Origin of the sequence: Chelativorans composti (assembly GCF_039541695.1) — a bacterium.
Taxonomy (GTDB): Bacteria; Pseudomonadota; Alphaproteobacteria; order Rhizobiales; family Rhizobiaceae; genus Chelativorans; species Chelativorans composti.
On record NZ_BAABGS010000012.1, the window covers coordinates 273,257 to 284,934 of the forward strand.

Sequence of the window (11,678 nt, forward strand, 5' to 3'; positions counted from 1 at the left end):
CCGATGACAACGATCAGGACGAACCCTTCTTCTCCTGACTGGACGCGAACTGGGTGAGCGCCTTCATGAACTCCCCGGCGCCCGGCCGCTTCACCGCGTTGAAGGAGAGGGGACGAATCGCAACCATGGCGGCAATGCCGATGCGGGCGGTCATCATCCCGTTCACCACGCCTTCGCCGAGCTTGGCGGAAAGCCGGGCGGCAAGCCCGTAGCCCACGATCTGCTGCACGAGCCCGTCGCCCAGCGCCATCGAGCCGGTCACCGCCAGATGAGCCATGACGCTGCGCACCAGGCGCAGGAAGCCGAAGAAGCCGGGGCGGCCGCAGTAGAGTTCTGAAAGGCGGCGCAGCAGCCGCGTGGTCTCGAACAGCACGTAGCCCACATCGACCAGCGCGCGCGGGCTTACCGCTGTCACCAGCGACACGCGCTTGGCCGCGTCCAGCACCATCTTTTGCGCTCGCCGGTCGAGCGGACCCAATAGCTCGCGCTCGACGATGTTCAGCAGATCCCGGCCGTCGATCACGTCCCCTTCCAGCTCGGCCAGCCTCTTGCGGGCGGCAGCTGTGTCCGGATGGGTGGCGAACAGCGCCTTGAGTTCGGAAACGACCGTGCGGGCGAGCTTCGCGTCGTCGCGTGCATGGGCATCATCGGCCCGCGTGCGGATCTTCTCCACGGAGGCCAGGCGCGCGACGGCGATCATCTCGCGCAGCACAGTTGCCAGGAATGCCAGACCCGCTGCGGCCGCGAGCCCAAGCCCCAGCCAGCCCAGCCAGTCGGATCGCGAAAAGAGATCGCGGATGAGCTGGTCGACCCAAAGCCCGATGGCGAGTGACACCAGGATGCCTAGCGCGCTCCAAAGGATGCGGCCGAGCCAGGAACGCCTGCGGCGAACCGGCAGCGGCGGCATCTCGTCGGCCAGAGCTTCCTCATCGAACACGTCCACCTGTGCGGAGGCAACGATGACGTGCTCGTCGAGCGGAATGGCCCGCGGCGGGCGCGGCTTCTTCTCCGGGCGGTCGCTCGCCTCGACGGACGAGGGGTCGACGGGAAATGCGGACGGACGGCGCGAATCGCTCATGCCAGCTGGTCTCCGAGCAGGAACTGCAGGGCCCGGTCAAGCCGGATGTGGGGCAGGGAGAGCGTCACTCCCTCTGCGGTGCGCTCCAAAAGCGGCGGGCGGAAGCGGACGAAGCGGATGTTGGGCTCGCTCGCCGGATCGGTGCCGCCTTTGCGGAACAATGCAGCCGGCGTCTCCGGCAGGTCACCGGGGAAGATGGCGGTCTCGGTCCTGCCGTCGAATGTCTCGCCCCCGATCGTTTCGCCCGCCATCGGCGTCCCGATGATGACGGGCAGCGTCTCGCGTCCGCGGTTGACGGTTCCCTCGCGCGTCGCCCGCACGGCAGCCATGGCCACCACGTCCACGGTCGCACCGGAGAAGTCGGCCCGCGCGATTGCACGCTCGGCGATGCGCCGGACGATGGACTGCAGCCGGTCGTGGCTCTCGTGATGGATCTGGTCAGCCTTGGTCGCTGCGATGAGGATCCGGTCGATCCGGCGGGAGAAGATGCTGGTGAGGAAGCTGTTTCGCCCCGGCCGGAAGCATTCGAGGATTTCGGTGAGCGCCCGTTCCAGGTCCGCGACGGCCTCGGGGCCCGCGTTGATCGCCTGCATGGCGTCGATCAGCACGATCTGGCGGTCGAGCCGGGCGATATGTTCGCGGAAGAAGGGCTTCACGACGTGAGACTTATAGGCTTCGTAGCGGCGCTCCATCATTGCCTGCATGGAGCTCGGGCGCGGCTTTCCTTCCGCCAGGCGAACCAGCGGGCCGAAGGTAAGCGCAGGCGAGCCGTCGAGGTCGCCCGGCATCAGGAAACGGCCGGGCGGCAGCGTCGAGAGCGCCCGCGTATCCTCCTTGCAGGCTCTCAGGTAAGCGGTGAAGGCCTCGAACAGCTGGCGGGCCAGCAGCTCGTCCGCATCCTGGTTCGGATCGACGGATTCGGCGAGGCGGATCCATTCGCGGGCGACCTCCTTGCGGACGGGAAGTTCAGCCAGCTCAACGGCTTCCTTTGAGAAGCTCGCGTAATCCTTCGAGATGAGCGGCAAGTCGAGCAGCCATTCGCCGGGGTAGTCGACGATGTCGAGCGACAGTTTTCCGCGCGACAGCATCCGCCCCCAGGCCGAAGCTGACTCATATTCGATGGTCAGCCGCAGTTCGGAAATGGCGCGGGTCGATTCGGGCCAGATGCGTTCCTCTACGAGGGCGCGGATGTGGTCCTCGTACTGGAAGCGCGGCACGGCGTCGTCCGGCTGGTGCTCCAGATAGGCGCGGGAAATGCGGCCCGAGGACTGCGCCTCGAACATCGGCAGCCGCCCGCCGTGGATGAGGTTGTGCACCAGCGCCGAGATGAACACGGTCTTGCCTGCGCGCGACAGCCCGGTCACGCCGAGGCGGAGCGTCGGGGACAGAAGGTTGGTTGCACGATCGGCGATGGTATCGAGCGCAATCAGCGCCTCATCGGCAATGTTGATCCGCGGCAAGTCCGGTCCCCTGGTTGGTAAGCCTCACGTCAAGGTGGCACATAAGTCCGGGATACGGCAACGAAATGGCGCAAGCACCCGTGGCGGCCGGTCTCAATCCCGCAGCACAGGCGTCACCGGCCCGAACACCTGCACGAAAGCCTGTTTCAGCGCGACATCAGCGTCGTCCATTGTGACGGGCAGACCGAGATCGACCAGACTGGTGACGCCATAGCTGCGGATGCCGCAGGGCACGATGCCGCCGAAATGCGAAAGATCCGGCTCCACGTTGAGCGCGATGCCGTGGAAGCTCACCCACTTGCGCAGGCGCACGCCGATCGCGGCAATCTTGTCCTCCATCGGACTGCCGTCGGGAAGCGGCGGCTTGTCCGGCCGCACCACCCACACGCCGACTCGGCCGCTGCGCCGCTCGCCCTTCACGTTGAAGGCGGCGAGCGTGCGGATGATCCATTCTTCGAGCGCCGCCACGAACGCGCGCACGTCCTCGCGCCGGCGTTTCAGGTCCAGCATCACGTAGGCCACGCGCTGGCCCGGGCCGTGGTAGGTGTATTCGCCGCCGCGGCCCGCATCATAGACGGGGAAGCGGTTCGGATCGATCAGATCGGACGGCTTGGCACTCGTGCCGGCCGTGTAGAGCGGCGGATGCTCGACCAGCCACACCATCTCGCGCGCCGTGCCCGCGCGAATCTGTTCGGCGCGCGCCTCCATGAAGGCAAGCGCCTCGGGGTAGGCCGTGAGGCCGGGCTCGACACGCCACTCGACGGGCTCAGAACCAGGGGCTGGCAGGAAGAGATTCGGTTCGGCAAGACGCTCGGTCATGGGTTCCACGGTCTCGGTGCGGTTCCGGTCCGGTCGCGAATCGGAAGCCGCCAGGTGATTCATTCGCTTCAGCCGTCCGGGACGGATGCGAGGGCCGCTGCCGCACCGGCGCAGCCCGATGTGGGGTTCTTATGCACCGCCTGCAAGGCACAGGTCCAGCGCGGCTTTGCACAGGCTGTCCTGAGAGCCATGATTTTTTTGTGGCGGGGTGGCTTGTGCCCCGGAAACCGATTTGCTACATGCCGCCCTGCCGGTCGGAACCGGTATTCGTCGCGGGCGGTCGTGGCGGAATTGGTAGACGCGCAGCGTTGAGGTCGCTGTGGGGCAACCCGTGGAAGTTCGAGTCTTCTCGACCGCACCATTCTCTCCCCGAGGCAGGGCTCTTCTTTCGTAATCAGACACCGGTCATTGCGCTTCCGCACCGTCAAGGCCGGGCTTTGCATGCCTCAGACGCTGCCAGCGAGCCCTGTCCTGATCGTGCTTGCGCGGCCTATCCACGCATTTTGATGTGTGCGATTGTGATGTCGTGCGAATGACGCTTGTGCAGCGGCAGGTGATTTGCTACATGCCGCCCTGCCGGTCGGAACCGGCCATTCGTCGCGGGCGGTCGTGGCGGAATTGGTAGACGCGCAGCGTTGAGGTCGCTGTGGGGCAACCCGTGGAAGTTCGAGTCTTCTCGACCGCACCATCCCTTGCCAGTTGAGGCTCCTCTCCCAGTTGTGTGCGTTCCTTCCGGTCATGTGTTCTGCATGCCGAAATGTAGTCCGCGCTTGCGTTCATTGACCGTTTGAGGCACACAAGCCGTTATCCGCAACCGCAGAAGGAGGTTTATGCGCAGAGGCCACAGCTGATCCGCCCTCCGGGCATTCGCCGGCACAGACGGATGTGCCGAAGCTCTACGCATATCTTTCTGCAGGATTTTTCATGACATCCGAGACAATCATGATCCGGCCCTTCGATGCGGCCGCGGACACTCAAACGCTTTCCGAGATCTGGTTTCAGGCTTCGCTTCTCGCCCATCCCTTCATTGGCGAGGCGCGGCTGAAGGAGCAGAAACGGCTGATCGAGGAGAAATATCTGCCCCTGGCTGAAACCTGGGTGGCCTGTCGTGCCGGCGAGCCTGTCGGCTTCATCAGCTTGCTCGACACATTTGTCGGCGGAATCTTCGTTTCGCCGCGCGAGCAGGGCAGGGGAATTGGGCGCCGGCTCATCGCCCACACGCTTTCTGCCAGGGACGGGCTTACGCTCGAGGTCTACACGGCAAACGAACAGGCTTGTCGTTTCTACGCGGCGCTCGGCTTCCGCGAGTTGTCGCGGCGCGGTGTCGACGACGAGGGCCTGCCCTTCGAGAACGCCCGTCTGCACGTTACTCGCGATACCGCGAAAGTCTGAGTAGGCACTCGTTAGGCGGCGGAGTCCTCCGCCGCCTTTGTTCCGGCGCCGCGGCCGGAGCGCCATGGCCGGTTCGCCCCGGTCTATGTGCCCCGACGGGTTGCGACCGCACGAATTGCCGGGTGTGTGTCTTTCAGGAACCAATCCCGAGTTCCGCCAGGGTCTTGGCCAGGTATCCGCCCACCATTCCGCGGACCGCTTCCGGGTTTTCCACGGTGCAGGGGCTGGTCGAACCTTCGATGTGACCGGATGCCTGCGGCTCCATTGTCAGCGAATATCCCAGGAACACGTCGCAATAGATCGCCGTCACACGGTTGCGTTCCACGAAGGGCGGCAGCCAGCCGTTTTCGTCCGGCTTTTCGACGACGACATTGGTCACCAGAATGATGCGGTCCGGCGGGACGGGCTCCAGAAGGTTCTGACCTTCCATCCAGTCGGGAATTGGCAGTTGCAGCAGGGAGAGGATCGTCGGCGCGAGGTCCATGCGCTGCACGTTCTCGTGAACCTCTCCGGTGCGCATCTTGCCAGGAAGCCGGATCAGCAGCGGAATCCGGGTCGAGGGGATGTACAGCATCCCATGGTCGGACGTGATGATGAGGATGGTGTTCTCGAGCTTCCCCGACTGTTCCAGCGCCTCGTAGACGCGCTGGATCCTTTGGTCGTAATCGAGGATCGCGTCGTCCAGGAACGAGCTCTGGAAATTCACGGACTGCTCGGTGCCTGCCGAGAACACCCGATTCCGCGGCTTGAAGTAGGGGCCATGGGTGCCCATGAAATGGACATGGGTGAAGAAGGGCCTGTCCTGGGCGATGTTTTCAAGCACGCCGTTGAGACGCCGATCGTCCGTAAGGGATGCTCCGCTGCCCACGATCTGGTCATAGGGGTTGGGCGCTTCGCGAATGCCAAGGATGTCGAGCGTGAGAGCTTCTATGTCCGCCACGGTCCGGCGGACAAACCAGCCGCCCAGCCCTCGGTCATTCACGGGCAGCGCGTTCGCGATGTTCTCGCTTGTGCTCACGCCGGCATTGACGTCAATGGCGTCGATGAAGTTTTGGCTGGTGACATCCGCGTAATGCGGAACCCCCCAATTGCTCCGGTAATATCCATGGGCGCCGAGAATGCCAGGCAGGTGGAGAAGTGAATCCTCTCCAATCAGAAGGTCGGGTGGGTAGATCACGCGCGTCCGCAGCGGCAGGCGGCCGGTGAGAAGGGAGGTGACGGAGCCGGTGGTGTTGCCATTGTTGGTGAAGGCATTCCTGAAGATCCAGAGTTCCGGAGCGATCTTTTCAAGGAACGGCGTGGTCTGACGCTTGTAGCCGTACACGCTCATCCGGTTGGCATCGACTCCGTCGGACGAGAGTATGAGGACGTTGTAGGGCGATGTCAGATGCTCCACGCCGCCGTCTCCGAGGCGCCGCTCTATGGCGATCGCGGTCGATCCGAATGCGGCGGCACAGGTCACGATCAGCAGCGCCCCGAGGATGTGCGAGCGTCCCATCCGCTCGGCCAGCCAGAGCAGGGGGCGGACGAAGGCCCCCGCCAGTGTCAGGGCAATGAGCGCCATCGCCAGCTTGCGTTCGAGGCTCGTGGAGGTCTTCAGGCTTGATCCGATGACGATGTAGGAGAAGTTTTCGATGGCCGGTAGCAGGCCGATGGCTAGCAGCACGACGGCCGCGGCCGCGACCAGCCGGCGTGGCGCCGGTCCCTCGTCCGCTGCCGGACGCAACGCCGACCACAGCAACCCTGCCAGCGCGACAAGCAGGGCCAGGGCGACCGCCGGAATCACGATGACCTGCGCGGTTGCCAGGGCCGTCTGGACCACGGAATCGACCGTGAGCGGCCGCAGCGGCGAGACGCGTGTGGCCTCGACGGCGAACTGGTAGAGGAAAGGGATAAGAAGCGTCAGGGCGAAAGCCCAGACGATGAACAGAAAGCCTCCGAACATGCTGCTTATCCTCGTTTGAAGGCATAAAGTGTCCGGCCCGTCTCCGTGATGCGCTCCCGTGCGGTCACTGTTCCCACAGCTTCGAGCGCCGCCCCGAAGACCTCCTCCGTGTAGTCCGGAAAAATGTCTTCCCTGAGCGCAAGCATCTTCTTTACGGTTGGATCCTGCTTGGGCACGAACTCGATGACGCCGGCCGGCGCGATTGACGAGATCCACTCCACCACTTCCGCCAGCGGCACGTTGTGCGCGATCGCCAGATGATGCTCGAAGGCGAGCGCGAGCACCGCGTCAGCCTGGAATCGTTCGCGGAATCCCGTCCGCTCCGATTGCCGCCATCCCTGGTCCGGAGAGGGATTGCGGGCGTCGAGATAGAGCGGCAGGAAGTGAAGCTCCTCGTTCACGGCACGGCTGTACGCCTTGTCCAGCGACTGCTGGTCGAAGTCGAACCCGGTGACGGCATTTGCGCCGCTGTCGAGGGCGACCTTGCTGTATTCACCCGTGTTGCAGCCGAGATCCACCACATGGCGCACGGCACTTTCACGGACAAACCGCGCAACGAAGTCCTTCTTGCGGGCGGTCTCCTGGTCGTCATAGGTCGTGGTAGTGGCATAGTTCGCCCAGGTCGTGGCGGACACATTGGCTGACCGGAGGGAGGCGATCCACTTGTGCAGCTGCCGGAGCATCGCCTTCATGGCCGGAAGTGGCAGCCGCTTGTCGCCGGGGTTGAAGCGAATATCCCGGTCGCTGGTGGACCGGCGCTGGACGTAGGCGGGAAGCACGATGTTGGTCATCACCCGCCAGCTGAACCGGCTGCGCATCGGGAGAAGCCGCGCGAGATCCGATGTCGGGATGCCCTCGAGGTTGCCGCGGTACCAGGCATTGGGCGCGACATCCAGATAGGCGCGCAGTAGAAGCGGGTTGAGAAACTGTTCGCAGAACTGGCGGTGACCGAGCCAGAACTCTCCTTCGCGATAGGGCCGGATCGACAGGTGGTCAATGAAGATCGGGTTGGGCCCCCTGAACTGGATATTGTAGGCCGAAGCATCGGAAAGGGTGAAACCGCGCTCCAGCAGATCGAGATGCAATTCCAGGTGGAACAGGGCTGCCCTCTGCAATAGTGAGAAGGACCATTCATACGGATAGGTCCAGGGGTGCAGTCTGGGGTGCTCCAGCATGAGGGCCGCATCGGCAGGATCCTCTTCACTGGCAGGAAGCTCGACGAAATCGACCAGGCGGCCGTCGGCCGCCAGCTCTCGAAGAACAGGCCGGGCGGCTTCAAAATCTGCTGCCGCCGAACGGGAGACCGTGCGAAAAACTCGCTGATCCCGTGTGTGCACGTGACCGGCAGGGTCGCGAAAGGATCCAGATTGTCGAACGAGCACAGACAGGCTCCATCTCTCTTGTCAGGACTCATGCAAGGCGGGAGACGGTTTTCCGTCCCGGACCGCGACCCGTGGCCAGCGGTTCATGAAAAGGCCGGGGAGCCGGTTATTCTTCCCAGACCCTGAACGGTCGATAGGCGAAGCGGTTCAGGGTTCTGGAAAGGGCAGAATTCTTCTGCGGCGTTTCCGAATGCGAGACGCGTCCGGAGCGTGCCCTCCTTACTTCTTCTTCGACGTGAACAGAGACTTGAGCTTGTTCCAGTACACCGAGATGGCGGCGCCGCCCACGGCAACCGCGCCAATGATTGCCTGCAGGACCATGCTGCCCATGCCTGGGTCGAGATACGCGTGGGCAGGCAGGATTAACGCGGCGCTGAAGGCAATGGTGGGAAACAGGATCTTCATCGTCAACCTCATGTCAGCCGGTTTCCATATGAACCAGGTCGCGTATGGGTGGTTGCATCATGATGATATAAAAGTCGGATCTGAAATTGAAATAGCGTTCTAGGTAAAATTCAAATACATCCCTTTAATGATCAAAGTGACATTCAAATGAGCACTCGGTACCGTAATGGCACAATCGAGAGAGACTATACGGAGAAGGGATTTTTTGATTGCGGCGGCTGTGCGCGCGGTCGGTTGGCGCAGACGAGGCGCGCAATAAGAAATGGTTAAATCAGTTTGGATTGTTTTCAATATATTATAGTAAATACTAATGTATTCCCGAAACGAGAACGCTAAATTTGCTTATGATGGAGAGTAGTGTCCCATTTCGGTAATGGATTTTTCTCTTGATTTGAGCATGGCGTTAGGTTGTAATGTTCGCGGGAAATTGGTGTCTTTTGCGGCATGACAATCTTTCCGTGTGTTACGCCTTTTGATCAGCTGGCGGCGTAGACTGATCAGGGTTAATGCAAAGAACGCAACCCTGCAGGCAAAGGGGAGGGGATGCAATTCCATGCTGCGCGCATATGTGGTTCGTGGCTAATCGAACCTGATCCTGCAACCGATGAGCGAGGATGGTTCGCCCGCACGTTCTGCGAACGCGAGTTTGCAGAGCACGGATTGCCGACGCATTTCGTGCAGCATAGCCGGTCATTTACGAGGCGGGCCGGCACGATCCGCGGTTTGCATTTCCAGTCACCTCCCTTCGCGGAGGAGAAACTGGTGTCCTGCGTCGCGGGTGCAATTCTGGATGTGATCTTCGATCTTCGGCCGGATTCTCCGACGTATATGGAGACCTGGTCGGTGGAACTGTCGGGTGAGAATGGTCGCCAGCTGTTCATCCCCAAGGGGGTCGCGCACGGATTTCAGGCACTGACGGACAATGTTCTGGTGAATTATCTGATTTCGGAATTCTATGCGCCCGAACATGCCCGCGGGATCCGCTATGACGATCCCGTCCTGAATGTGCGCTGGCCCTTGCCGGTGGCGACAGTTTCGGAACGAGACCTCTCCTGGCCGCGGTGGGAACCGCTGGTGCCGGAAGAACGTTCCCTCAGCTAGGGCGCCCAATCGTCGATGGCTCTGGAGCTTGGGGAGATCGGGGATTGGAAACGTGAGTGATGGGGGCCATATGCATGTCACCGCAAACGCCAAATAGCCTGCGCGAAGCAACTCTTTTCAAATCAGCCTCGTTGAACGAAGAAGAAAAAAAACAGCTCGACCAGCTGGGTCTCGTCTTCAAGTATTATCCCAGTAATACGCTTCTGACACCTGAAGAGGATGATCTCTTCGTGCTGGTCCATGCCGGATGGGGCTGTCTCTACAGCAACGTCTCCGACGGTGACAGGCAAATCCTGGATTTTCCGCTCAACGGCGACTTGATCCTGGTCAGCCGTAGCACTCCGCGTGGTGTTGACGAGACTTTCATGGCGCTCACGGAGATCATGGTCTGGCAAGGTCCCGTTCGCGGCGTGATCGAGGGCATTGCCAATTTTCCGAAACTGACATCCATCATGATGGGCGCCGCCCTTCGTCAGAAGGCGATCCTCATCCAGCACATGAACAGTCTCGGACGCCGCAAGGCGCTGTCGCGTGTGGCGCATCTGCTCCTTGAGCTGGGGGCGCGCCTCGAGCGGGCCGGGGCGGCGAGCCGCGACGGCTTTCGCTGTCCGCTCACACAGTACGACCTCGCGGATGCCCTCGGGCTGACTGCTATTCATGTTAATCGTATGCTGCGCGAACTGCGCGAGCGAGGGCTGATTGATTTCCGCCAGAGGACGGTACGGTTCCTCGATCGACCGGGGCTTGAGCGCGTCGCCGGTTTCGATCCTGACTATTTGAAAATGTGCATATGAAAATTTGCGGGGGCGCGGTTTCTGCCGGATGGCTGCCTTCGCAGGAGCGGCGCTCTTCATGCTGACCAGACGATGCGCCCACCCGGGCAACGCATCTGCGTGCACTGGTAACGCCATGAAAACGAGGCATTTTTACGTGATTGGCCGGCTCGTTGGCCTCGTCGGTCCGGGAGTGACGGCGGGAAAGTTGAGCATTCTGAAAGATTGGCTTTTGGCGAAATATCAAAATGCACAAACCACCATTATCTGAGAAAATGATAGCATTTTTCGGGCAATTTTTTGGCAGGAACGGTCACAAAGTTCTGACGAAAGGTGATGAATTTAACCCATTTGTACTATGCTTAATTGGCAAACATATTCATTTTTCACTAATCCACATTAACGCGGTTTCCAAAGATGCTGTGTACTATACGGTTGTAAGGCGGGGGGTATGTCTTTCAGCCGAAAATGCGGTAGGAAAAGTTGGGATCTTCCTACTTCGATCCAAGAAGACGGCAAATGCTCTCCGGCCGTAAGAGTGATGATCCAAACGAGGAATTGTCAGAATGCAAACGGGAGCGTGGAGAAAAGAAGCCAGAGGGAATTTCCCTCCTGTAGTTGGCTACTTAAGCGGGGATAGTCCGAAATCCATGGAGAATGCGCGCGAAACATCGGGCGTATTGCTTCTTTTGGACAACAGGGCGCTGCAGAGGGATTGCCTCATCGAGTGCTTGGTGGCGCACGGCCTTGAAATGGAGACCGTTCCGTGCAGTTCCATCAGCGAGCTGCGCAACGTCAAGATCGACAAGGCACGGCGCAACGTCATCCTCTACTGCCTGGGAAGCCGCAAGACGACCGATCCGGCCGTTTCGAAGGAGCTGACTGGACTGGTTGAGGAGTTCGCTCCGACACCGGTCATTGTTCTCGCCGAGAGCGAGGAGCTGGTGCATGTGATCAAGGCGCTGGAGTGCGGCGCGAAGGGTTACATTCCGGAAACCACTCGCATCAGCGTCTGCGCGGAGGCCATCAACCTGGCCATGGCGGGCGGCATCTACGTGCCGGCGACCAGCGTGCTTTCCATGAAGAAGGTGCTGGCAAACAGCCTGGAGAACCAGCCGACACCGTTCGCGGGCATGTTCACCCAGCGCCAGCAGGAGGTCATTACCGCGCTGCGGCGTGGCAAGGCCAACAAGATCATCGCCTATGAGCTGAACCTGCGTGTCAACGGCGGTGCAAAATCCGGCCACGCGGCGGCGCAAAACCAGGCCAGGTGGCAGTGGCCTGCGCCATGGCGCGCGCGCTTACCAATAGCTGGCGCGTGCC

General features: G+C 61.5%; 10 protein-coding genes and 2 tRNA genes. 6 read left to right on the forward strand and 6 right to left on the reverse strand.

The window, feature by feature from the left end; all coding sequences use genetic code 11:
• Positions 1-13: 13 nt before the first annotated feature.
• From ABD906_RS03745 to lipB, 3 genes are all read right to left on the reverse strand, one after another.
• Positions 14-1,078 carry a YcjF family protein gene (locus tag ABD906_RS03745; RefSeq protein WP_345098280.1) on the reverse strand — a complete coding sequence of 355 codons (1,065 nt, stop codon included), beginning with the start codon at positions 1,076-1,078 and terminating at the stop codon, positions 14-16.
• On the reverse strand, positions 1,075-2,538 hold the full coding sequence (locus ABD906_RS03750; protein ID WP_345098281.1) for a YcjX family GTP-binding protein: 1,464 nt from the start codon (positions 2,536-2,538) through the stop codon (positions 1,075-1,077). The genes ABD906_RS03745 and ABD906_RS03750 overlap by 4 nt, the downstream gene beginning before the upstream one ends.
• A gap of 93 nt (positions 2,539-2,631) precedes the next feature.
• Positions 2,632-3,420, reverse strand: a complete 789-nt coding sequence (gene lipB / locus ABD906_RS03755) for a lipoyl(octanoyl) transferase LipB (protein ID WP_378188864.1) — start codon at positions 3,418-3,420, stop codon at positions 2,632-2,634.
• A gap of 213 nt (positions 3,421-3,633) precedes the next feature.
• Between lipB and ABD906_RS03760 the strand changes: the two genes are divergently transcribed.
• From ABD906_RS03760 to ABD906_RS03770, 3 genes are all read left to right on the forward strand, one after another.
• Positions 3,634-3,718: transfer RNA gene (locus tag ABD906_RS03760), tRNA-Leu, on the forward strand.
• A 242-nt stretch (positions 3,719-3,960) separates the two neighbouring features.
• Positions 3,961-4,045 (forward strand) — tRNA-Leu (locus ABD906_RS03765).
• Positions 4,046-4,281: 236 nt separating this feature from the next.
• On the forward strand, positions 4,282-4,749 hold the full coding sequence (locus ABD906_RS03770; RefSeq protein ID WP_345098282.1) for a GNAT family N-acetyltransferase: 468 nt from the start codon (positions 4,282-4,284) through the stop codon (positions 4,747-4,749).
• A gap of 133 nt (positions 4,750-4,882) precedes the next feature.
• Here the strand turns inward: ABD906_RS03770 and ABD906_RS03775 are convergent, their stop codons facing one another.
• The 3 genes from ABD906_RS03775 to ABD906_RS03785 form a co-directional block, all read right to left on the reverse strand.
• Positions 4,883-6,694 (reverse strand): sulfatase-like hydrolase/transferase, encoded by a 1,812-nt coding sequence (locus ABD906_RS03775; RefSeq protein ID WP_345098283.1) that lies wholly within the window; start codon positions 6,692-6,694, stop codon positions 4,883-4,885.
• A gap of 5 nt (positions 6,695-6,699) precedes the next feature.
• Positions 6,700-8,031: a class I SAM-dependent methyltransferase gene (locus ABD906_RS03780; protein ID WP_345098284.1), complete on the reverse strand. Its 1,332-nt coding sequence runs from the start codon at positions 8,029-8,031 to the stop codon at positions 6,700-6,702.
• Between the two features lie 264 nt (positions 8,032-8,295).
• The gene (locus ABD906_RS03785; RefSeq protein WP_345098285.1) at positions 8,296-8,481 is read right to left on the reverse strand and encodes a hypothetical protein; all 186 of its coding nucleotides are present in this window, start codon (positions 8,479-8,481) and stop codon (positions 8,296-8,298) included.
• 543 nt (positions 8,482-9,024) lie between these two features.
• Here ABD906_RS03785 and rfbC point away from each other — a divergent pair.
• The 3 genes from rfbC to ABD906_RS03800 form a co-directional block, all read left to right on the forward strand.
• Positions 9,025-9,582 carry a dTDP-4-dehydrorhamnose 3,5-epimerase gene (rfbC, locus tag ABD906_RS03790; RefSeq protein ID WP_345098286.1) on the forward strand — a complete coding sequence of 186 codons (558 nt, stop codon included), beginning with the start codon at positions 9,025-9,027 and terminating at the stop codon, positions 9,580-9,582.
• Between the two features lie 74 nt (positions 9,583-9,656).
• Positions 9,657-10,376 carry a Crp/Fnr family transcriptional regulator gene (locus tag ABD906_RS03795; protein ID WP_345098287.1) on the forward strand — a complete coding sequence of 240 codons (720 nt, stop codon included), beginning with the start codon at positions 9,657-9,659 and terminating at the stop codon, positions 10,374-10,376.
• Between the two features lie 713 nt (positions 10,377-11,089).
• The coding region (locus ABD906_RS03800) for a transcriptional regulator (protein WP_345098288.1) at positions 11,090-11,678 on the forward strand (589 nt) is incomplete at its 3' end.